Source organism: Agromyces molybdatiresistens, from assembly GCF_052748445.2.
The window spans coordinates 634004-655413 of the sequence record NZ_CM188258.1 but is presented as its reverse complement, the minus strand read 5'-3'; the positions used below and the strand labels follow the sequence as shown (position 1 = coordinate 655413).

At 68.2% G+C, this 21410-nt stretch carries 16 protein-coding genes; 2 read left to right on the top strand and 14 right to left on the bottom strand.

The genetic code is table 11. The features are described from left to right. Window positions 1-231 precede the first annotated feature (231 nt). From ACULK2_RS02990 to ACULK2_RS02960, 7 genes are all read right to left on the bottom strand, one after another. The gene (locus tag ACULK2_RS02990) at window positions 232-1833 is read right to left on the bottom strand and encodes an AlbA family DNA-binding domain-containing protein (RefSeq protein WP_445969051.1); all 1602 of its coding nucleotides are present in this window, start codon (window positions 1831-1833) and stop codon (window positions 232-234) included. Between the two features lie 100 nt (window positions 1834-1933). Further along, a complete protein-coding gene (nrdF, locus tag ACULK2_RS02985) occupies window positions 1934-2953 on the bottom strand; it encodes a class 1b ribonucleoside-diphosphate reductase subunit beta (RefSeq protein ID WP_445969052.1) in 1020 nt (339 codons plus the stop codon). After that, complete coding sequence (locus ACULK2_RS02980; RefSeq protein WP_445969053.1) at window positions 2950-3768, bottom strand: NUMOD3 domain-containing DNA-binding protein; 819 nt, start codon at window positions 3766-3768, stop codon at window positions 2950-2952. The genes nrdF and ACULK2_RS02980 overlap by 4 nt, the downstream gene beginning before the upstream one ends. A 4-nt stretch (window positions 3769-3772) precedes the next feature. Continuing rightward, window positions 3773-5878: a class 1b ribonucleoside-diphosphate reductase subunit alpha gene (gene nrdE / locus ACULK2_RS02975; RefSeq protein WP_445969054.1), complete on the bottom strand. Its 2106-nt coding sequence runs from the start codon at window positions 5876-5878 to the stop codon at window positions 3773-3775. A 32-nt stretch (window positions 5879-5910) separates the two neighbouring features. Further along, window positions 5911-6339, bottom strand: a complete 429-nt coding sequence (gene nrdI / locus ACULK2_RS02970) for a class Ib ribonucleoside-diphosphate reductase assembly flavoprotein NrdI (RefSeq protein WP_445969055.1) — start codon at window positions 6337-6339, stop codon at window positions 5911-5913. 52 nt (window positions 6340-6391) lie between these two features. Further along, complete coding sequence (gene nrdH, locus ACULK2_RS02965; RefSeq protein ID WP_154347074.1) at window positions 6392-6625, bottom strand: glutaredoxin-like protein NrdH; 234 nt, start codon at window positions 6623-6625, stop codon at window positions 6392-6394. A gap of 518 nt (window positions 6626-7143) precedes the next feature. Further along, entirely contained in the window at window positions 7144-7710 is a 567-nt protein-coding gene (locus ACULK2_RS02960) for a dihydrofolate reductase family protein (protein ID WP_445969056.1), read from the bottom strand. A gap of 280 nt (window positions 7711-7990) precedes the next feature. Here ACULK2_RS02960 and ACULK2_RS02955 point away from each other — a divergent pair, with 280 nt between their 5' ends. Then, entirely contained in the window at window positions 7991-8806 is an 816-nt protein-coding gene (locus tag ACULK2_RS02955) for an alpha/beta fold hydrolase (protein ID WP_445969057.1), read from the top strand. A 51-nt stretch (window positions 8807-8857) separates the two neighbouring features. Here ACULK2_RS02955 and ACULK2_RS02950 read toward each other — a convergent pair whose 3' ends face one another. Continuing rightward, window positions 8858-9445 (bottom strand): NADPH-dependent FMN reductase, encoded by a 588-nt coding sequence (locus tag ACULK2_RS02950; RefSeq protein WP_445969058.1) that lies wholly within the window; start codon window positions 9443-9445, stop codon window positions 8858-8860. 87 nt (window positions 9446-9532) lie between these two features. Here ACULK2_RS02950 and ACULK2_RS02945 point away from each other — a divergent pair, with 87 nt between their 5' ends. Further along, window positions 9533-10018: a MarR family winged helix-turn-helix transcriptional regulator gene (locus ACULK2_RS02945; RefSeq protein ID WP_445969059.1), complete on the top strand. Its 486-nt coding sequence runs from the start codon at window positions 9533-9535 to the stop codon at window positions 10016-10018. A 13-nt stretch (window positions 10019-10031) separates the two neighbouring features. On the opposite strand, the gene ACULK2_RS02940 is transcribed toward ACULK2_RS02945, so the two are convergent. The 6 genes from ACULK2_RS02940 to ACULK2_RS02915 form a co-directional block, all read right to left on the bottom strand. Then, window positions 10032-10499: an SRPBCC family protein gene (locus ACULK2_RS02940; RefSeq protein WP_445969060.1), complete on the bottom strand. Its 468-nt coding sequence runs from the start codon at window positions 10497-10499 to the stop codon at window positions 10032-10034. A gap of 116 nt (window positions 10500-10615) precedes the next feature. Beyond that, window positions 10616-16084 carry an alpha-L-arabinofuranosidase family protein gene (locus tag ACULK2_RS02935; RefSeq protein ID WP_445969061.1) on the bottom strand — a complete coding sequence of 1823 codons (5469 nt, stop codon included), beginning with the start codon at window positions 16082-16084 and terminating at the stop codon, window positions 10616-10618. Between the two features lie 291 nt (window positions 16085-16375). Then, entirely contained in the window at window positions 16376-17434 is a 1059-nt protein-coding gene (locus ACULK2_RS02930) for a LacI family DNA-binding transcriptional regulator (protein ID WP_445969062.1), read from the bottom strand. Window positions 17435-17571: 137 nt separating this feature from the next. Further along, the gene (yjfF, locus tag ACULK2_RS02925; RefSeq protein ID WP_445969063.1) at window positions 17572-18660 is read right to left on the bottom strand and encodes a galactofuranose ABC transporter, permease protein YjfF; all 1089 of its coding nucleotides are present in this window, start codon (window positions 18658-18660) and stop codon (window positions 17572-17574) included. Continuing rightward, the gene (locus ACULK2_RS02920; RefSeq protein WP_445969064.1) at window positions 18657-19700 is read right to left on the bottom strand and encodes an ABC transporter permease; all 1044 of its coding nucleotides are present in this window, start codon (window positions 19698-19700) and stop codon (window positions 18657-18659) included. Before ACULK2_RS02920 ends, yjfF begins: the two co-directional genes overlap by 4 nt. Further along, entirely contained in the window at window positions 19697-21409 is a 1713-nt protein-coding gene (locus ACULK2_RS02915) for a sugar ABC transporter ATP-binding protein (protein WP_445969065.1), read from the bottom strand. Before ACULK2_RS02915 ends, ACULK2_RS02920 begins: the two co-directional genes overlap by 4 nt. Window position 21410 lies beyond the last annotated feature (1 nt).

Sequence of the window (21410 nt, the reverse complement as noted above, 5' to 3'; positions counted from 1 at the left end):
GATCCCGCGTGGCACTATGGGCTCGGACCGCTCCCATCGGCGCCGCCTTACCCCGGTTCGACCAGCCATGACACCCGATGGCGTCAGCCCTTGAAGTACAGCTGTCGCTCTTGCAGGGACATCGGAACGGCGAGGCTATGTGCTCGCGGCGGCGAATGCGGCGGCATTCAGGGCGGCGGCGCCCGGCCAAGGAGCGCTTCGCCCTGCACCTGGAGCTGTAGCCCGCCCAATCTATTGCGCGCCCCGAAGAAACGCTTCGACGCGACGCGGAAGAGGGCCGCTCCAATCGAGACTCCCCATACGAACCGCCTCAGAACGCGCGAGTTTGAGCACGTTGGCGACAGCGACCGCAATCGCCTCATCCGATAGACCGGGCAACAGCTCGTCGCGCAAAGCGGGCTGGGAGGAGAGCTGTTCAAGGATGGGGTCGATGCGTCGCCGGTCAAAGGCCGCTGCGTTCGGATAGAAGGTCGTATGCTCGTCAGCGGGATCGTCCGCCGCAGCCAGGACGCACCACAAGATGTCAAACTGGCACGCAGAGTCGAGAACGAGATCGCTGCCCGCGGGCTCAGTTTCAGATGTCGGGCCGTCCGCAAGTTTGAGATCAGGCGCCACCTGAGGAGTGGAGATTGAGAACTGCCGCGCGCGCGAAAGAATCAACCCGCCTCGGCTTTCCGCGTCTTCCCCGTCGCCTTCGAGCACGTTAGCCCGCGCCGCAAAGACAAGGCCGTGCCTGAGCCACGAAGGGTAACCAAATCCCTCGACTTCCTCGAAGGGCACCAGTGCGAGGGAGCGCACGGCCCCCCAGTCGTGAACTCGAATCGCGAGGGAGCCAAGTGCGATCACTCGCACTAAGATCTCTCGCCACAGGATGGCGGTCGCGCGGTCACGCTCACCCGTCAAGTGCACGACGAAGACTGAAGGGTGTGGGGCCAGTTCGTAGATATCGCGAAGCACTTGAACCACGTCCCGGAGGACATTTGGCCTCCGGAGCCGAATAGCGGTCGCGCCAACGATGGCCAGTTTGTCAAGAGCGTTTACCCCGGCATCGTCTAGGGCTGTAGCGCCTGTGGCGTGGACAAGACGACTCCTAGCATCATCCAGAACGACGTTCAGGCGCTTGCGCTCTGGCCGGCTCATTAGCGCCCTAGCGAACGTTTCATTCTCCATGTCGATATCGATCGGCACGGACGCGTGAGAACTTCCAGCATTCCCGAGTTGTTGAACGATGCGATCAATGATGTTGTCGATGTCGCTCCGCGCCTCCGCTTTAATCCGCTCCGTGTGATTCACGAGCAACATGGGCCAATGACGCGAGGCGACTCGAACAGATCGTGTGCCATCCCTTACGAAAAGGTCCCCGACTCGGAGTATGGTGTGCTTCCCTTTCTCATCCTCGTACTCACCGACCTTCTTGATCGGCACAGGGAACATCGTGGCAGGGGGACCCACATACACAACGGCGACTGACCAATCGACTCCGTTCTGCGCCGTGATTGTGTGAACGGCTGAGACAATCGGGAAAGTCTGGTCGACGTAACTCTCGACCTTTTGCAGAAGCGCTGCCGAATCGAAATGCGCGGAGTTTATCGGATCCGCCTCAGTGGCAGGCTCACCTTCGTCATTCACTCCGACGACGAGGTATCCACCTTGTGGAAGATTCGCGAGGGCGCATGCATCCTTAACGAACTCAAGCGAATCTCGTCGCTTTCCCGAAGCCAGATCAAGAGTCGACTTATAGTCGAGCTCCTCATGCTCGGCACCGATCTCCAATAGTTCAAGAAGTTTCTCCCGAGTCACTCGCGCGTCGACAACTACAGCGCCCAGTACCATTTCAAGTCCGCCGATTCATTCGAGTGCACACGCGAGTTTAAACGCCGGCCCAGAGGATCATTCATGGGACGGCGGCGGTAAGTTGCCGAAAGGACGCGAACTAGAAGTCCCAGTCCTCGTCCTCCGTCACGACCGCCTTGCCGATCACGTACGACGAGCCGGACCCCGAGAAGAAGTCGTGGTTCTCGTCGGCGTTCGGCGAGAGCGAGGCGAGGATCGCCGGGTTCACGTCGGTGACGGTCTTCGGGAACATCGGCTCGTAGCCGAGGTTCATCAGGGCCTTGTTGGCGTTGTAGTGCAAGAACTTCTTGACGTCCTCGGTGAGGCCGAGGCCGTCGTAGAGGCTCTGCGTGTACTGCACCTCGTTGTCGTAGAGCTCGTAGAGCAGCGAGAACGTGTAGTCCTTGATCTCGTCGCGCTTGGCCTGGTCGACGAGTTCGAGCCCGCGCTGGAACTTGTAGCCGATGTAGTACCCGTGCACCGCCTCGTCGCGGATGATGAGGCGGATCAGGTCGGCCGTGTTGGTGAGCTTCGCCCGCGACGACCAGTACATGGGCAGGTAGAAGCCCGAGTAGAAGAGGAACGACTCGAGCAGCGTCGAGGCGACCTTGCGCTTCAGTGGCTCGTCACCGCGGTAGTACTCCATCACGATGGAGGCCTTCTTCTGCAGGTGCTCGTTCTCGACCGACCAGCGGAAGGCGTCGTCGATGTCCTTCGTCGAGCACAGCGTCGAGAAGATCGACGAGTAGCTCTTCGCGTGCACCGACTCCATGAACGCGATGTTCGTGTACACCGCCTCCTCGTGCGGGGTCAGCGAGTCGGGGATGAGCGAGACCGCGCCGACCGTGCCCTGGATGGTGTCGAGGAGCGTGAGGCCCGTGAACACCCGCATCGTGGTCTGCTGCTCGTCGGCCGTCAGCTGGTTCCACGACTGCACGTCGTTCGACAGCGGCACCTTCTCGGGCAGCCAGAAGTTGTTCACCAGGCGGTTCCAGACCTCGAGGTCCTTGTCGTCCTGGATGCGGTTCCAGTTGATCGCGTTGACGTGGTCGACGAGCTTGACCTTGCCGCTGTGGGCGGGGTCGTTCTTGGCCGCGTTGACCGGGTCTGTGAGAGTCATGTTCCTTGCTCCTCGTTCGTCTCGCTTGCTGGCCGGTCGGCGCAGTACTTGCAGTTTGGGCTTACTTCGCCGCGATTCACGTGAAATCGGGTGTGGGCATTTCGACCGGTCAACGGCTTCGCAATTCCCTTTTGGGCGGCCGAGATCTTCGCGCGTGTTTCGTCGCTCATCTTCTTGCCGAAGTTTGGGTTGGCCTCGCCACGCTTCTGGCGCGAAAGCAGTTCACGAGTCTCCGCTGAGACGGTTCGACCGAAGCTTGGATGATCGCGACCAAACTTGCCGAAGTTCGGGTTGGCTGCGCCGGTCATCGTGCCTTTTCGCATCGCAGACCACTTGGCTTTTTGCTCGTCGCTGTGAGCGGTCCCCCATCGCGGGTGATCCGGGCCATACAGGTGGATTCCGGTCGGACGTCCACGCGCTCGGTCGCCGGCAGCCCTGCGCTGCTCCTCAGTCCACACCACACCCGACGGGCCAAGCCCCCCATCAGTGAGATTCAGGAGTCGGTCGCCTGTCGCCCGGAAGAGCGTGATCCAGCTGATCTCGGCTTCGCCGAGGTCCTCACGAGACGTCACGATCCGCTCGAGAACGACGACCTCATACTCGTCATCCGGGGTCTTGCGCAGCCAGTCGTAGAACGGCGTCTTCCGTCCCCGCCCTGCGACACCTCGGTGCTCCGAGATGCGACGCCGGAGCGATTTCGTCGTCTGACCGACGTATCGGTACTCGCCCGACTTTCGGACGCGATAGCCGTAGACGACTCCGAGAATCGGAGCGCCGACGCCCAGTTCGGGCGACCAATCGACCGTTTCGATCATGGGATCAAAGCGTGCAGCTGACGCAAAGGTCCAGCTCCGTGCCCTCGAGGGCCTGCTGACGCAGCCGGATGTAGTAGATCGTCTTGATGCCCTTGCGCCACGCGTAGATCTGCGCCTTGTTGATGTCGCGGGTCGTCGCGGTGTCCTTGAAGAACAGCGTGAGCGACAGGCCCTGGTCGACGTGCTGCGTCGCCGCGGCGTACGTGTCGATGACCTTCTCGTAGCCGATCTCGTACGCGTCCTGGTAGTACTCGAGGTTGTCGTTCGTCATGAACGGCGCCGGGTAGTAGACGCGGCCGAGCTTGCCTTCCTTGCGGATCTCGATCTTCGCCGCGATCGGGTGGATCGACGACGTCGAGTTGTTGATGTACGAGATCGAGCCGGTCGGCGGCACCGCCTGCAGGTTCTGGTTGTAGATGCCGTGCTCCTGGATGGAGGCCTTCAGCTCCTGCCAGTCGTGCTGCGTCGGGATGTGCACGCCGGCGTCGGCGAAGAGCTCGATGACCCGTGCGGTCTGCGGCACCCACGCGGCATCCGTGTACTTGTCGAAGAACTCGCCCGACGCGTACTTCGAGTCGGCGAAGCCGTCGAAGGCCTCACCGCGCTCGATCGCGATCCGGTTCGATGCGCGCAGCGCGTGGAAGAGCACCGTGTAGAAGTAGATGTTCGTGAAGTCGACGCCCTCGTCGCTGCCGTAGTGGATGCGCTCGCGGGCGAGGTAGCCGTGCAGGTTCATCTGGCCGAGGCCGATGGCGTGCGACTTGTCGTTGCCGTCTTCCACCGAGCGCACCGACGAGATGTGCGACATGTTCGACACCGCGGTGAGGCCGCGGATGGCGGTCTCCACCGTCTTCCCGAAGTCGGGCGAGTCCATCGACAGCGCGATGTTCAGCGACCCGAGGTTGCACGAGATGTCGTTGCCGATCTCCTTGTAGGAGAGGTCCTCGTTGAAGGTCGTCGGGGTGTTGACCTGGAGGATCTCGGAGCACAGGTTCGACATGTTGATCCGGCCCTTGATCGGGTTGGCCTTGTTCACCGTGTCCTCGAACACGATGTAGGGGTAGCCCGACTCGAACTGGATCTCGGCGATCGTCTGGAAGAACTCGCGCGCGTTGATCTTCGTCTTCTTGATGCGCGGGTCGTCGACCATCGCGCGGTAGTTCTCGGAGATCGGCACGTCGCCGAATGGCTTGCCGTAGACGCGCTCGACGTCGTACGGCGAGAAGAGGTACATGTCCTCGTTGTTCTTCGCGAGCTCGAACGTGATGTCGGGCACGACGACGCCGAGGGAGAGCGTCTTGATGCGGATCTTCTCGTCGGCGTTCTCGCGCTTGGTGTCGAGGAACCGCATGATGTCGGGGTGGTGCGCCGAGAGGTACACCGCGCCGGCGCCCTGGCGCGCGCCGAGCTGGTTCGCGTACGAGAAGGAGTCCTCCAGCAGCTTCATCACGGGGATGATGCCCGACGACTGGTTCTCGATCTGCTTGATCGGCGCGCCCGACTCGCGGATGTTGCTGAGCAGGAGCGCCACGCCGCCGCCGCGCTTCGACAGCTGCAGCGAGGAGTTGATGCCCCGGGAGATGGACTCCATGTTGTCTTCGATGCGGAGCAGGAAGCACGAGACGAGCTCGCCGCGCTGCGCCTTGCCCGTGTTGAGGAACGTGGGCGTCGCCGGCTGGAAGCGGCCCGCGATGATCTCCTCCACGAGGTCGGTCGCGAGCTGCTCGTCGCCCTGCGCGAGGCCGAGCGCGGTCATCACCACTCGGTCTTCGAAGCGCTCGAGGTATCGCTTGCCGTCGAACGTCTTCAGCGTGTAGCTCGTGTAGTACTTGAACGCGCCGAGGAAGGTCTCGAAGCGGAACTTCTTCGAGTACGCCAGGTCGTTGAGCTTCTGGATGAACTCGAACGAGTACATGCCGAGCACCTCGGGCTCGTAGTACTGCTTCTCGACGAGGTAGTCGAGCCGCTCCTTCAGCGAGTGGAAGAAGACCGTGTTCTGGTTGACGTGCTGGAGGAAGTACTCGCGCGCCGCCTCACGGTCCTTCTCGAACTGGATCTTGCCGTCGGCGCTGTAGAGGTTCAGCATCGCGTTGAGCGAGTGGTAGTCCATGCCACTGCTCGCCCGCGGTGCGTCGATGACCGCTACGCCACTGTCGCCTGCGGCGCCTGCTGCTGCGTTGACCAAAATGCGTCCAATCCCTCGTCGACGGCGCGAACGTCGTCTGGTGTTCCGAATACTTCGAAGCGATACAGGTGCGGCACATGGCACTTCGCGGCGACGATGTCGCCCGCGAGGCCGTAGGCCGTTCCGAAGTTGGTGTTGCCGGCGGCGATCACGCCGCGGATGAGTGCCCGGTTCTGCGGGTCGTTCAGGAACCTGATGACCTGCTTGGGCACGGCGCCCTTGCCGTCCCCTCCCCCGTAGGTGGGCACGACGAGCACGAACGGCTCGTCTGCGACGAGCGCGGCATCCTTCGCGTGCAGCGGGATGCGCGCCGCCGGGCGTCCGAGCTTCTCAATGAAGCGCGCCGTGTTGCCCGACACGCTGGAGAAGTAGATGAGGTTCGTCATGGCTGCTCCTGGTGCTGCATCACGACCCCCCGGCCGATGCGCCCGGGAGTCGTTACGCCAGCCGCGACGCCAGCTCGTCGATCTTGTCGGGACGGAAGCCCGACCAGTGGCCTTCGTCGGTGATGACGACCGGTGCCTGCAAGTAGCCGAGCTCCTTGACCGCGGCGAGCGCAGTCTCGTCCTGCGAGAGGTCGAGCACCTCGTACTCGATGCCCTTGCTGTCGAGGGCGCGGTACGTGGCGTTGCACTGCACGCAGGAAGGCTTCGTGTAGACCGTGACCGTCATCTCTGTGACCCCTCTTCTCTGGCTCCTCCAGGAGCCTCTCCCCCGGTGTTGCTTCGGTCCTTCAATACTACATCTAGTGTCTGACCTTCGGAACGACCCCAAGATGATGTAGTTACATTCGTGTAGTTTTCCACCGCGCCATCCACAGTCCATCAACAGGTCGAAGCCGGGCTGATCGGCGGATTCTCGCGGTTGACGTTCCGGTTCTCCACAGGGGTGCTCATCTGTGCAGAGCGAGCCTGTGCATGGATGTCGGGCGTGTCGTCGGCGTGTCGCCCTCGCACCACGCCTGCACGAGGCATCCGCACCGCCCTGGCGACGGCGCGACGACCCCCGCCTGCGACGAGCTCACGCGACATACCGGCTCCCCCGACCCGACATCTGGCCCTCATCGGCCTGCCGACCACAAGATGTGGTGGCGTCCGCTGGCAATGCTGCCACCACCCACCGACATTGCGGCGACGGATGGCACGGCGCGTCGCGGCATGTCCCCGAAGCGAGCGCGGTGGTGAGCGGGATCAGGCCGAGGGCGGGCCCGTGAGCACAGTGGGCACGTACTCGAGCAGCTGGCTGCGCCGGTCGAAGGTGCGCGCCTCGACGAGTTCGAGGCGAACGTCGGGGTAGCCGTCGAAGATGCGCTCCTGCCCGGTCGCGCTCGTGATGACCGGGAACACGACGACGCGGAATCGATCGACGAGTCCCGCGCGCAGCAGCGAGCGGCAGAGCGAGACGCTGCCGAGCGTGCGGAGCGGACGATCCGACACCTCCTTCAGGCGTCGGACGTACGAGACGGCATCCTCGCGCACGAGGATCGAGTTCTTCCACTCGAGCGGCTCCGTGAGGGTGGAGGAGAAGACGTGCTTCTCGACGTCATCGAGGACGTCGGTGCCCTCCTCGCCGGCCGCGGTGAGGGCGGACATCACGCGGTAGGTGGTCGCTCCCATGAGGATCGGGTGGTCCCGTTCGGGAAGCCCCTCCAGCCATCCGAGGTACTCCGGCCCCTCAAGCCCCCACCAACCGGGCCATCCCTCGGCGGCGCCGTAGCCGTCGAGCGACATGATGAAATCCACGGTCAGATCCTGCATGAGCTGCTCCTCTGCCTGATCGGTCGGACGGTGCGCGCACGATAACCCTCCCCTCGATCTCCCGCAAGGGCCGCCCAGCCTCATGCGCGGGCGTCGCAGCGCACCCGACGGAGATCGTGCTCGCCGCGATCGAGTGCCTCGGCGCAGACCCGGAATGGACACTGTGCGCCCCCTACCGGCATCCGACCGCCCGGGTTAGCCTGACGACGGACCAGACCGACGCAGCCCAGACCCGATGCAGCAGCACCGACGCAGGCTCGGACCTGCGAGGGAGGACCGCATGTCCCACACCGTCATCTCGCACGACGGCGCCTCGATCGCCTACGACCGCGAGGGCGAGGGCCCGCCCGTCGTGCTCGTCGGCGGCGCGTTCCAGTTCCGCGCCTTCGATCCGGCCACGAAGCAGCTCGCGACGCACCTCGCCAAGCGCGGCTACACGGTCGTCAACTACGACCGGCGCGGACGCGGCGAGAGCGCCCACGACGTGCCCATGGGCCTGCACGAGACCCTCGCCGACCTGCGCGCGATCGTCGCCGAGCTGCAGCGCATCCACGAGCTCGGCGAGGGCGTCGCCCTCTTCGGCAACTCCTCCGGCGGGGCGATCGCGCTCGCGGCCGCCGCGCACGGGCTGCCCGTGACCGCGATGGTCGCGTTCGAGGTGCCGATCGGCACCGAGCAGGGGTCGGATGGCGCGCAGTTCCTCACCGGCATCCGCGAGCGCGTCGCGGGCGACGACCCCGACGCGGTCGTCGAGTACTTCATGAAGGACATGCCGCGCGAGTGGCTCGAACAGGCGAAGGGCAGCCCGTCCTGGCCGCTCATGGTGCGCATCGGGCCGAGCCTCGAGGCGGATGCCGAGTCGCTCGCCTGGGCGCAGTCCGCTCCGCACGCCGAGCTGCTCGGGTCGATCGAGGCGCCCACGCTCGTGCTCGTCGGCGAGCAGACCCTCGACGAGATGGCGCCGGCCGCCGACGCGATCGTCGCCGCGATGCCGAACGCCGAGCGCGGCACCGTGCCCGCCGTGCAGCACTCGTGGCAGCCCGAGGAGATGGCCGCGCGCATCGCCGACTTCCTCGACGAGCACGTGCCGCGCTGACCCGACGGCGGGCGCCGGTTCGCGGCGCCCGTCGTCGCGGGTGCCGGTCGGCTAGGCCGCCTCGGCCAGCTCCCCCGCCTCGCGCACCGAGCGGAGCGCGAGCGCCCACGGCACGAGCTGGTCGAGTTGCGTCGCGAGCATGCCGGCGTGGTAGCCGGCCGGCGTGAACGTCGACCAGTTCTCGAAGTCCGTCATGAGCGAGAACGAGACCTGCTGGCGCACGTCGGCGACCTGCAGCTCCCCGAGGATGAGGCGCAGGTGCTCGGCCGCGCGCGTGCCGCCGGCCGAGCCGTAGCTCACGAGCCCGGCGGCCTTGTTGTTCCACTCGCCGTAGACGAAGTCGAGCGCGTTCTTCAGGGCGCCCGAGGTCGAGTGGTTGTACTCGGGAGTCACGAAGATGTAGCCGTCGAACGAGTCGACCTTCTCAGCCCAGGCCTTGGTGTGCGCCTGCGCGTACTGGCCCATGGCGGGCGGGATCGCCTCGTCGAGGTGGGGCAGGGCGAAGTCGACGAGGTCGACGAGCTCGAACTCGGCGTCGCTCCGCGCTGCGGCCTGTTCGAGCACCCATCGGGCGACCTGGTCTCCGACGCGACCCGGCCGAGTGCTGCCGATGATGATGCCGATCCTGACTGCGGACATGTGTCGTCCTCTCTCGGGGGAAGTAGTTGACACGTCATCATAACCCGTTTGGATGACACGTCAACCAGATCCCGGTAGGATGGCGCCATGCCCGCCACCGAGGTCTCCGAAGTCGACGACGCCGAGTGGGCGCTCTTCGACGGCTTCTCGCTCATGCACGCCGAGCTCGCGCGCGAGCTCGACCGCCGGCTCCAGCGCGACGCGGGCATCTCGCAGGCCGACTACGGCCTGCTGCTCGAGCTGTTCCGCGGTCCCGCACAGGGTTTGCGGCCCGGCGCGCTCGGCGAGCTCATCGGGTGGGAGAAGAGCCGCGTCTCGCACCAGCTCACCCGGATGGTCGGCCGCGGACTCGTCGAGCGCGTCGAGTGCGACACCGACGCCCGGGGCTCGATGATCGTCCTCACGCGCGACGGCCGTCGCGCGCTGCTCCGGGCCATGCGCGACCACGCCCGCGACATCCGCGAGCTCTTCCTCGACCAGCTCGAGCCCGACGAGAAGCGCGCGATCGCCGCGGCATCCGCTCGCGTGCGCGCCGGCCTCGCCGCCTCGGCTGCAGCACCCGTCTCCGCCTGAAGCCGCCTGCCGCTCAGGCGAGCTCGAACGATGCCTGCAGGGCGTCGACCGTCGTGGTGCGCTCCCGCAGGGCGATGCGCCGCCATACGGGCATGGCTATGCGGCTGACCCCGTGGGCGCGCAGCGCCGCGAAGTGCCGGACCCGCGTCGTGCTCGCGTCGACGGCTTCCAGGGCGTAGCCCGGCCAGCCCTCGATCGCGATGCGGCCCTTCCTGCCAGGATCCCACCAGTGGAAGACCACGCGCGTCGGCGGGTCGAACTCGACGATCTCGCCCGGCGTCGGCCCGGTCGTCGTCTGGTCGAGGAACGTCGTGCCGAGTGCCGGTTCCCCGGGTGACGTCTGCTCGGTGTGGGTGAGGATGGTGCCCGTCTCGGGCATCCACTCGTTGTATCCCGCGAAGTCGGTCAGGCGCGCGAAGACCTCGTCGATCGGCGCCGGGATGACCCGCACGAGTTCGAACCGGAGCGTGGTGGACGCCATCCCCCGCATTCTGCTCCGACCTCGCTGCACTGTCCACCGCCGTCGCTCGCCCGCACGCGCGGAGGAGCGCCGCCCGCCGAAGCGGACGGCGCCCCCAGTGAGCGGATGACGCGGCGTCAGCCGGTCGCGCAGGGCTCGCCGTTCAGCAGGAACGCCGTCGGCACCTCGTTCGCACCCCCGTTCACGCGGCCGTTGAACCCGAGCTCGATGCTCGCGCCGGGGTCGATCCTGCCGTTCCACGGCAGGTTGGTCGCCGTCACCGACGATCCGTCCTGCGACCAGAAGGCGTCGCGGCCGTTCTTCACGGTCTGCGACCCGTCGAAGTCGAACCCGAGCTCCCATCCGTCGATCGGCTCGTCGCCGGTGTTCGAGATGGTGAGGTTCGCGTCGAACGCCCGCTTGGAGTTGCCCTCGATCACGTACGACACCTCGCAGGTCGGCACGTGCTCGCGGAGCGTGAGGAACGTGATCGAGTACGCGGGGAAGTCGTACGTGAACTCGTTCGCGCCGCCGTCCCACGACCGTTCGACCGGCACGAGGTGCTCGGGCTCGGCCTTGGAGTTCACGTCGCCCGGCGCCCCGACCATCTCGGTGACGCCGACCTCGTCGTCCACGACCATGCCGCCGTCGACCGAGACCGCCGTGCGCGCGGTCGCGCCCGTCGGGTTCACGACCTTCAGCACGGTGTCGCCGGTCTCCTCATCGTGCGTGACGACCTGGTACAGGCCCTTCGCGCTCGGCTGGGTGTAGGTGAGCTGCAGCTCGCCGTCGAGGTAGAGCTCGATGGTCGAGCCGTCCACGACGATCTTCACCCGGTAGTCGCGACCGGTCTCGAGCGACCGGCCCTCGAGCGCCGCGACCTCGCCGGCGCCGCCGCCGGCGGCCTGCTGGAGCACGGACCGGGTGTTGTTCCACCCGCCGAGGTTCCACCAGTAATAGTCGTTGGGACCCCCGGCCGCGAAGCCGATCAGGAAGCCCTCCGACCCGGCGAGCTTGCGCGCGTCGAGCTCGAGCGTGTAGTTCGACCAGTCCTGCGCGTAGGCGTCGGGCATGAGCGACCGGGCATCCGTCACCGAGGTCGACGACTGCACGTACTCACCGCCCTGCACGGCCCACGAACCGGCGACCGGCGACCAGTCCGAACCCGACTCGAACGACTGCTCGTAGAGCGTGGCGCCGGTCGCGTTCGACGTGACCTTCACGTCGTCGTACGCCGCACTGGTCGCCCACGTCGACAGGAACACCCCGCCGTCGAGGTCGCTCGCGGCATCCGCCTCGGTGTGGGTCGACGGAACCACCTCGTCGCCGACGTTCGTCATGAACATCTGCTGCGTGTAGTAGTTCACCGAGCCCCACGACTCGTCGTTGTCGAACCACATCATGTCGGGCGCCCACTGCACGTGGTCCTCGTTCGCGAACATCGGCGCGTAGGAGGCGAGCTCGACGAGGTCGGAGTTGCGCTCCAGCCCCGTCATGTACGCCGCCTCGGCGAGCGCGTTGCCGAACGTGTTCCCGCGCGAGGCGTACTCGCCGAGGAACACGTGCGGCCCCTCGCGGTCGTACGCGTCGTACCGCTCCGAGTTCTGCAGGAACCAGGCCGGGTCGTTGTAGTAGTGCTCGTCGACCATGTCGACGCCCTGGGCCCGGTTGAACTCCCACAGCTCGTCGAAGCGTGCGCCCGCGTCATCCGGCCCCGAGTTGGAGATGATCGTGATCTCGGGATAGGCGGCCTCGACCGCGTCGCGGAACCTCGGGAAGTTCGCCTGGAACGTGTCGGTGTTCTCCTCGTTGCCGAGCCCGATGTAGCGCAGGTCGAACGGCTCCGGGTGGCCGAGCTCGGCGCGCTTCGCGCCCCACTCGGTCGTCTCGGCGTCGCCGACGGCGAACTCGATGAGGTCGACCGTGTCCTGCACCCAGCGGTCGATGCGCGCGTCATCCGTCATCTCGGGGATGCTGCTGCCGCAGCCGTTCGCACCGACCGACACCACCGGGAGCGGTGTCGCGCCGAGGTCCTCGGCCCACATCAGGTACTCGAGGTAGCCGATGCCGTACGACTGGTTGTAGCCCCAGAAGTTCCAGTTGGTCGGGCGTTCCTCGACCGGTCCGATGGTCTCCTTCCACTGGTAGGTGCGACGGCGGTCCTGCCCGTCGGACTCGAGGTAGGTGTCGAACGTGCCGACGTTGGTGACGCAGCCGCCGGGGAAGCGGAGGAAGCTCGGGTCGAGCGCCTCCACCTTCTCGGCGAGGTCCTTGCGGAGCACGCTCTTCCCGTTCACCGGGCCGACCCACGTGTCGACCGGGAACAGCGAGACCATGTCGAGCTGCATCGAACCGGCGGCGCCGGTGAGCACGACCAGCCGGCCGGCATCCGTCGTCGCGTTCGCGGTGAGCCGCACCTCGGCCTTGCGCCAGGTGTCGTCGCCCGCGACCGAGACGGTGCCCGCCGCGAACCGCGTCGTGCCGTCCGCGTCCTCGACCGCGACGGTGAGCTCCTGCGCGGTGGCCGAGCGCGCCCAGACCGAGAAGTCGTACGACTCCCCCTCCTCGACGTGCACGCCGCGGTTGTACCCGATGTTGCGGACGCCCATGCCGGGCCCGTCGGCGGTGATCGTGAGCGACGCGCGGTTCGATTCGTTCAGCCAGCGAGCGCGGTCGGTGCCGACGGCGATCGTGCCGGCGCTGCCGCGCTCGACCTGCTGCCAGGCGGTGAGGGCGTTGAACGACGCGTTGTCGGCGGTCGAGAACTCGAACGAGCGGTTGCGCACGAGCTCGGCGTAGAGCCCGCCGTCCGCGGCGTAGTTGATGTCCTCGTAGAAGATGCCGTACAGGTCGTCGCTCATGTCGGTGCGCTCGGCCGCCGTGTCGATGGCGATCGAGTGCTCGGCGATCTCGACGGGCACGATCTCGAGCCGCGCGGCATCCGCCTCGCTGCCGATCACGAGCGCGCCGTCGGCGTCGACGCCGACGTACCCGGTGCCGTCGCCCGTGCGCAGCGCGACCTTGCCGCCGCCGACATCCGTCAGTCGGAACGCGGTCGGTTCGTCGCCGGCCGCACCGAACGCCACCACGCCGTCGCGCACGACGACCGGGCGGTCGCCGCCCTGCTCGGTGAGGGCGATGGGGCGAGCGGATGCCTCGGGGTCGCCCGCGAGCTCCTCCGCCGTGAATGCGAGCTGGGCGAACGGGCGCTCCGAGACGAAGCCGATCGTGCCGTCGTCGCCCTCGGCGAGGCTCGACGCGTCGCCGTCCCGGCGCAGCGTGAACGCCCCCTCGGGCACCTCGTCGGCACCCTCGGGCTCGATGAGCGCGAAGAAGTCGAACGACGCCTCGTGGCTCGGCGCGGCGCCAGCGGCGAGCGCGTAGAGGCCGATGCGGGTGACGTCGAAGTCGACCGTCGCACGCGCGGCCTCCGCCCACTCGAAGCCGGTCCAGTAGCTCGTGACGATCTCGTCGCCCGTGCGCTGCAGCCGCAGGTGCTCCTGCGTCGAGCCCGGGCGCGCGGTGAACGTCGAGCGGTAGACCGCGCTCTGCTCCACGCCGTTCTCGATCACGGTCGGACCGCCGGGCGCGAAGCTCACGTTCGTGAGGCCGGCGCGCACGTAGTCGTCGAGGCTCGCCATCGCGATGAGCCCGGCGCCCTGGAAGTCGCTCGCCACCGCGCCCGTCACCGAGGTGAAGGCCGTGAAGTCGCCGACGGGGACGTCGACGAGGAACACGTTGTCGGCGGTGTTGTCGCCCTGGTAGGTGTCGCCGCGCTGCGACTGCAGCGTGAGCGAGCCCGGGTTCTCGGAGAGCGACCACGCGCTCGGGATCTCGGAGACGATGCTCCACCGCTCGTCGAGCGTGTCGGCGTCGAACTCGTCGACCCACGCCTCGGCGGGCAGCTCGGGCGCGCCGGGCGTCGCGACGACGACCGCCGCCTGCGCCGACGTGCCGCGCGTCGAGGTCGCGGTGATCGTCGCCGTGCCGTCGCCGACCGCGGTCACGAGACCGGTCGCGTCGACGGATGCCACGGCGTCGTCGCTCGAGGACCAGGTGACGCTGCGGTCCTCGGCGGTGACGGGCGTGACGGATGCCTCGAGCTGCCGGATGTCGCCGGGCGCGAGGCTCAGCTCGGCCGGCGTGACCGCGACGCCCTCGACGAGCGCGTCCGGCTGGTACGCCTCGAGCAGGCGCTGGTACTCGCTCGCCGTGACCGGGATGACGGTGCCGTGCCGCGGACTCTCGGGGAGTTCGGCGTCCGGCACCGCGGTCCACGCGGCGCTCGCGAGGTCGTTCGTCTCGAACAGCATGTAGCCCTGGCCGCCGTGGTACGACGGCTGGTCCTGCAGCAGGTACCACGTGTCATCCGTGTTGCTCCGGAACAGCGAGGGACCTTCGCCGCCGGTGAACTCGCCGCCCCACGGGTTGGGCTCGCCGAAGCCGACGCGCTCGGCCATGAGCTCCCAGCCGTCGCCCTCGGTGACGCCCTGCGTCAGGCGCAGGTCGGTCGAGCGCTCCTGGCGCATGCCCATGTACGACTCGTCCTTGGTGAGCCGGTAGTACGTGTCGCCGACCTTCGCGACGGTCGAGTCGATCATGCCGCGGCCCGCGCCCTGCGGCTCGTCGATCCAGACCTGCGGCTCCGAGAACGTCACGAAGTCGCGCGTCGTGGCGTACATCATGCGCTGGTAGCTCGTCGAGATGTCGCGCTGCTCGGGCGGCAGGTCGGCCGGGTAGAGCGCCGAGGCCCAGTACACGACGTACTCGCCGGCGGCCTCGTCCCAGAACGCCTCGGGCGCCCACGTGTTGCCCGCGTTCTCCGGTGCGACGACGACCTCGCGCTGCTCCGACCAGGTCACGAGGTCGGTCGACTCCCAGACCATGATCGAGCGGCTGCCGGTCTCCTGCGCGGTGCCGAAGTCGCCGCCGCCGTAGATCTTCAGGTCGGTGGCGATGAGGAAGAAGCGGTCGCCCTCGGGGCTCCGGATGATGAACGGGTCGCGCAGTCCCTGCTCGCCGAGCGTTGAGGCCAGCACCGACTCGCCGTCGTTGAGGCTCATCCACCGCTCGGGGTCGTTCCCGACGCTCGCGGCGAACGAGATCTCCTCGCCGTCGGGCGTGGACTCGCCCACGAAGTGCGGGAAGAAGTACGCCTCGTACGGCTCGGACTCGGGCAGCGGGAGCACGGTCGCGGCGTAGTCGTGGGTCGCGGTCTCGCCGTCGAGGCTCGCCGTGGCGGTGAGCGTGACCGGCACGGCGTCGGCACCGGCGGCGGGCCGCGAGACCACGCCGTCGGGTGCGATGACGTCGGGCGCGCTCGACGCCCAGTCGAGCTCGGCACCGCCCTCGCCGGTCGTGGGCAGCGCGAGGTTGCCGCGCACGTCGTCGAGGTGCGGGATCACCACGCTCGCCGCGGCGGACTCGGCCGGGGTCTCGGCCATGGCGGCCGACGACATCGTGATCGCCCCGAGCGGCGCGATCAGCGCGATCGCGACGGCGCCGGAGATCGGCAGTCGTGCGGTGCGGCGCCCGCGACGCGATGGTGCGTCGGGGGCTCCGGTCTGGCGCGGCGTTCGCGGGCCGCGCGTGGCTCTGGTCGTCATCGACCGTCCTCGCTCTCTTCGTCGGGAGTGGGTGGTGGAGCACTCGTGCGAGCGGTGTTAGCGCTCACAACACGGAACCGTAACAGCCCGGATCGATCGCCGCCAGACCCATTTCCACGGCGTATTTGGTGTTGTACGCAACAAACGTGAGCGCTCACATTTCTGGAGCGCTCACCTGCTCTCGGCCCGCACCGCCCGCGCGCATGAGGATCCGGCGGATGCCGGCACACGGACGGGCCTCGGCCGGATGCTCATGCAGGAGTGACCCGGGTACGGCCCTCCCCCACGAGGTCAGGAGGAGACGGCCGTCCGATCGGCATCGTCGGGCACAGCAGGCGTCCCGCCGAGCACCGCGGTGCTGTCGCGCACGACGAGGTCGGGCACGCGCGGCGCCGGCATCCGGTCGTCGTCGCCCAGCGCCGCGAGCACCCCCGCCATCGCATCGCGACCGAGCTCGAGGAAGTCCTGGCGCACGGTCGTGAGCGGCGGCGCGAAGAACTCCGCCTCGGGGATGTCGTCGAAGCCGACGATGCTCACGTCGCCCGGCACCGAGCGCCCCGCCTCGGCGAGGGCGTGGATGACGCCGAGTGCCATCTGGTCGTTCGACACGAAGACGGCCGTCATCTCCCGGTCCTCGGCGAGCACCCTCCCGTGGACGTACCCGCTGCCGGGCGACCAGTCACCGACGAGCGGCTCGCGCGCCGGCAGGCCGTGCTCGCCCATCACGTTCGCCCACCCGCGCACGCGCTCCGTGGCATCCATCGAGTCGGTCGGCCCGGCGAGGTGCCGGATGTTCCGGTGCCCGAGACCTATGAGGTGCTCGACGGCGAGCCGCGCTCCGGCGTACTGGTCGAGCCAGACGCGGTGCATCGAACCGCGGTCCTCGGATGCCACGGCGACGACGGGCACGCCGAGCTCGATGCCGTCGAGCGAGTCGAACGCCGCGCGATGCGCGGCGATGAGCACGATCGCCTCGACGTTCTGCCGCACGAGGAGTTCGGCCGCCGAGCGCATGCTCGCGGCATCCGTCTCGAGCATGCTCGACGTGATGACCGAGTAGCGCGCATCGCGCGCCGCCTCGTTGAAGTGCAGCGCCGTGCTCGAGGGGCCGTAGTCGGGGGCGCCGGTGACGATCAATCCGACCGTGCGGGTGCGGCGGGTGACGAGCGCCCGGGCTGCCGGCGAGGGCACGTACCTGAGCTGCTTGATCGCCTGCTCGACGCGGGCCCGCGTCGCCGGCCGCACGTTCGGCAGGTCGTTGAGCACGCGCGAGACCGTCTGGTGCGACACTCCCGCGAGCCGGGCCACGTCGAAGATCGTCGCCGCCCTGGCCTTCTCGTCGTCGCTCACTCGCCGTCCGGCTCCCTGCCTCGCGCCCGCGGCGCGCTCGTTCCCCGCCATCATCCCATCGACCCGTCCCGCCTCGGGGAGGCTTCCGTCCCCCGACCGGGGCGCGACGCCTCGGTGCGCGGCACGGATGCTCCGCCTCACCGCCTCCTGGCCGTCAGCACCTTCTGCAGGATGATGAACACGAGCAGCAGCGCGCCGATGAAGATCTTCGTCCACCACGACGACAGCGTGCCCTCGAAGGTGATGATCGTCTGGATGACGCCGAGCACGAGCACGCCGAGCACCGAGCCGAGCACGAAGCCGTACCCGCCCGTCAGCAGCGTGCCGCCGATCACGACCGCGGCGATCGCGTCGAGCTCGGTGCCGATCGCGGTGAGCGGGTAGCCCGAGAGCGTGTAGAAGGTGAACAGCACGCCGGCCAGGCCCGAGCAGAAGCCCGAGATCACGTAGACGAGCACCTTGGTGCGCGCCACCGGCAGGCCCATGAGCAGGCCCGACTGCTCGCCGCCGCCGATCGCGTACACCGTGCGGCCGAACCGCGTGCCGTGCAGCACCCACACGGCGAGCGCCACGACGACGAGCGCGATGATCACGCTCGGCGTGATCGACAGGCCCGCGCCGAGCGGGATTCGCGAGACCGCGAGCTGCACGAACGTCGGGTCGGTGATCGAGATGGACGACTGGCTGATCACGTAGCAGAGGCCCCGCGCGAGGAACATCGCCGCGAGCGTCGCGATGAAGGGCTGCACCTTGAAGACGTGGATCATGAGCCCGACGAGCAGGCCCAGGATGCTCGTGAGCACGAGGATCAGCGGGATCACGACGCCCGGAGACCACCCGGTCTGCAGCAGGCTCGCGGCGATCATCCCCGACAGGGCGACGACCGCGCCGACCGACAGGTCGATGCCGCCCGTCAGGATCACGAACGTCATGCCGACCGCCAGGACGATCAGGTACGCGTTGTCGACGAAGAGGTTCAGGAACACCTGCCCGGAGAGGAAGCCCCGGTAGCGGAAGCCGCCGATCACGAAGATCGCGACGAACAGCAGGCCCGTGACCGTGACCGGGCCGTACTTCGGGCTCGTGAGCAGGCCGAGCGCGGCGGCGAGCGGCCCGCGTCGACCGGAGCCGCCGGCCCCGGCCGCGCCGGCGCCTCGGCCGCGGCCCGGTCCGCGGCCGGTGCGCGGCGGTCGGTTCGTCGTGGGCGCCTCGAGGAGCTTCGTCATGATGCGGCCACCCCCTTCCCGGATCGGACGGCGAGTCGTCGTCGGAAGCCGCTCAGGGCCTCGGCCGTCGTGGGCGACTGGAGCAGGCACACGGCGGTGACCACCGCGGCCTTGAAGACCATGGTCGCGATCGGCGGGATGCCGACCGTGTACACCGTGGTCACGAGGGTCTGGATGACGAGCGCGCCGACCAGGGTGCCGACGAGCGAGTAGCGGCCGCCGGCGAGGGAGGTGCCGCCGATCACGACCGCGAGGATCGCGTCGAGCTCGATGAAGAGCCCCGTGTTGTTGGCGTCGGCCGCCGCGGTGTTCGCCGTGAGGATGAGGCCCGCGATCGCCGCGCACAGCGCGCAGAACGTGTACACCGCGAAGAGCAGTCCGCGCGCCCGCACGCCCGCCTGCCGGCTGGCCTCGGGGTTGATGCCGACCGACTCGATGAACATGCCGAGCGCGGTGCGGCGGGTGAGCAGCGCCGCGACGCCGAACACGACCGCCGCGATGATCACCGCGACCGGCACCCCGAGCCAGAACCCCGAGCCGAGGAACTTGAACGGCGGGCTGTTCACGGTGAGGATCTGCCCCTCGGTGATGAGCATCGCCACACCCCGGCCCGCCGTCATCAGGATGAGCGTCGCGATGATCGGCTGGATGCCGAGGACGGCGACGAGGAACCCGTTCCACACGCCGAGCACCAGGGAGATGAGCAGCGCGACCGACACGGCGACCGCGACCGTCGCGAGGCTGCCCGGGTTCGGCGAGCCGAGGATGATCGAGCACGCGACCGCGCCCGAGATCGCCGCGACCGCGCCGACCGAGAGGTCGATGCCGCGCGTGGCGATGACGAGCGTCATGCCGACCGCGATGATCAGCGTCGGCGCGCCGTTGCGCAGGATGTCGATGAGGCTGCCGAACAGCTGCCCGTCGCGCACCGTGATCTCGAAGAACCCGGGGAACGCGACCAGGTTGATCGCGAACAGGACGAGCAGCATGACGACCGGCCAGAACAGCCGGCTCGACGCCATCTTGGCGAGCGTCGTCACGAGCGGCCTCCTTCGGGGGTGGGGGCGGATGGTTCGGAGGGGACGGCGGTGCCGGGGTCGGCGGCCGAGGGTGCGAGGGCGGATGCCGCGTGGGCGGCGCCCGCAGGCACCGCGACGGCGGGTGCCCGCTCGTCGAGGGCCTCGTCGTCGGAGGCGACCCGCCCGTCGGCGATGAGCGCGAGCAGCGCGTCGACCGTGAGGCCGTCGTTCTCGATGTCGGCGACGACGGTGCGGTCGCGGAGCACCGCGACCCGGTGGCTCAGGCGCAGCACCTCCTCGAGCTCGGCCGAGATGAAGAGCACGCTCATGCCGTTCTCGGCGAGGTTGAACACGAGCTTCTGGATCTCGGCCTTCGCCCCGACGTCGATGCCGCGCGTCGGCTCGTCGAGGATCAGCAGGCGGGGTGCGATCGCCAGCCACCGGGCGAGCAGCACCTTCTGCTGGTTGCCGCCCGACAGGTTGCGCACGAGCGCGTCGGGGTTGCCGGGTCGGATGTTGAGGGCCTGGATGTAGGACTGCGCCAGCTCGTCCTGCTTCTTCTTCGGGATGGGCCGTGCCCAACCGCGATCGGCCTGCAGGGCGAGCACGATGTTGTCGCGCACGGTCAGGTCGCCGACGATGCCCTCGTCGCGCCGGTTCTCCGACGAGAACGCGATGCGCTTCGCGATCGCCTGCCGCGGGGTGCGGAGGCGCACCTGCTCGCCGGCGATCCTCAGCTCGCCCGTGTCGGCCCGATCGATCCCGCCGAGCAGCCGTGCGAGCTCGGTGCGACCCGAGCCGAGCAGGCCCGCGAGCCCCACGACCTCGCCCGCCGCGATCGGCAGGTCGGCCGGGGAGATCGCCCCGCGACGGCCGAGCCTCGACGCCGAGACGAAGGTCGCGGCATCCGATTCGTCGACGACCGCGGCGCGCGCCCGGTGCTCGAGGTCGTCGAGCGCGGTGAGCTCCTTGCCGATCATCTTCTGCACGAGGTCGATGCGCAGCAGCTCGTCGGTGAGGTACTCCCCCACGAGCTTTCCGTTGCGGAGCACCGTCAGCCGGTCGCAGATCTCGTACACCTGGTCGAGGAAGTGCGAGACGAACAGGATGGCGACGCCCTGCTCCTTGAGGGAGCGGATGACGCGGAACAGCTCGGCGACCTCGTCGGCGTCGAGGCTCGACGTCGGCTCGTCGAGGATGAGGACCTTCGCGTTCACGTCGATCGCGCGGGCGATCGCGATGAGCTGCTGCACCGCGAGCGAGTGGTCGCCGAGGAGCGAGCCCGGGTCGACGTCGAGGTGCAGGCCGGCGAGCAGCTCGGCACTGCGGCGGCGCATCGCGCGCCAGTGGATGCCGCCGAAGCGGCGAGGCTCGCGGCCGAGCATGATGTTCTCGGCCACGGACAGGTTCGGCAGGAGGTTGACCTCCTGGTACACCGTCGAGATGCCGGCCGCCTGCGCCTGGGCCGGTCCGGTGAACGAGACCTGCCTCCCGGCGAGGGTGATCGTTCCGGCGTCGATGCCGTAGACGCCGGTCAGCGCCTTGATGAGCGTCGACTTGCCCGCGCCGTTCTCGCCCATGAGCGAGTGCACCTCGCCGGGGAACATGCGGAAGTCGACGCCGTCGAGGGCCTTCACGCCCGGGAAGCCGATCGAGATGCCGCGCATCTCGACGACCGGGGCCGGAGCGGAAGCGGCGGGTTCGGTCTGCTGGGTCACGGTGCTCTCCATC

What these genes read in the sequence shown, in the direction of transcription:
- ACULK2_RS02990 (WP_445969051.1), bottom strand. Translation starts at nt 1,833, where the DNA reads ATGGTACTGGGCGCTGTAGTTGTCGACGCGCGAGTGACTCGGGAGAAA.
- nrdF (WP_445969052.1), bottom strand. Translation starts at nt 2,953, where the DNA reads ATGACTCTCACAGACCCGGTCAACGCGGCCAAGAACGACCCCGCCCAC.
- ACULK2_RS02980 (WP_445969053.1), bottom strand. Translation starts at nt 3,768, where the DNA reads ATGATCGAAACGGTCGATTGGTCGCCCGAACTGGGCGTCGGCGCTCCG.
- nrdE (WP_445969054.1), bottom strand. Translation starts at nt 5,878, where the DNA reads ATGGACTACCACTCGCTCAACGCGATGCTGAACCTCTACAGCGCCGAC.
- nrdI (WP_445969055.1), bottom strand. Translation starts at nt 6,339, where the DNA reads ATGACGAACCTCATCTACTTCTCCAGCGTGTCGGGCAACACGGCGCGC.
- nrdH (WP_154347074.1), bottom strand. Translation starts at nt 6,625, where the DNA reads ATGACGGTCACGGTCTACACGAAGCCTTCCTGCGTGCAGTGCAACGCC.
- ACULK2_RS02960 (WP_445969056.1), bottom strand. Translation starts at nt 7,710, where the DNA reads ATGCAGGATCTGACCGTGGATTTCATCATGTCGCTCGACGGCTACGGC.
- ACULK2_RS02955 (WP_445969057.1), top strand. Translation starts at nt 7,991, where the DNA reads ATGTCCCACACCGTCATCTCGCACGACGGCGCCTCGATCGCCTACGAC.
- ACULK2_RS02950 (WP_445969058.1), bottom strand. Translation starts at nt 9,445, where the DNA reads ATGTCCGCAGTCAGGATCGGCATCATCATCGGCAGCACTCGGCCGGGT.
- ACULK2_RS02945 (WP_445969059.1), top strand. Translation starts at nt 9,533, where the DNA reads ATGCCCGCCACCGAGGTCTCCGAAGTCGACGACGCCGAGTGGGCGCTC.
- ACULK2_RS02940 (WP_445969060.1), bottom strand. Translation starts at nt 10,499, where the DNA reads ATGGCGTCCACCACGCTCCGGTTCGAACTCGTGCGGGTCATCCCGGCG.
- ACULK2_RS02935 (WP_445969061.1), bottom strand. Translation starts at nt 16,084, where the DNA reads ATGACGACCAGAGCCACGCGCGGCCCGCGAACGCCGCGCCAGACCGGA.
- yjfF (WP_445969063.1), bottom strand. Translation starts at nt 18,660, where the DNA reads ATGACGAAGCTCCTCGAGGCGCCCACGACGAACCGACCGCCGCGCACC.
- ACULK2_RS02915 (WP_445969065.1), bottom strand. Translation starts at nt 21,409, where the DNA reads ATGGAGAGCACCGTGACCCAGCAGACCGAACCCGCCGCTTCCGCTCCG.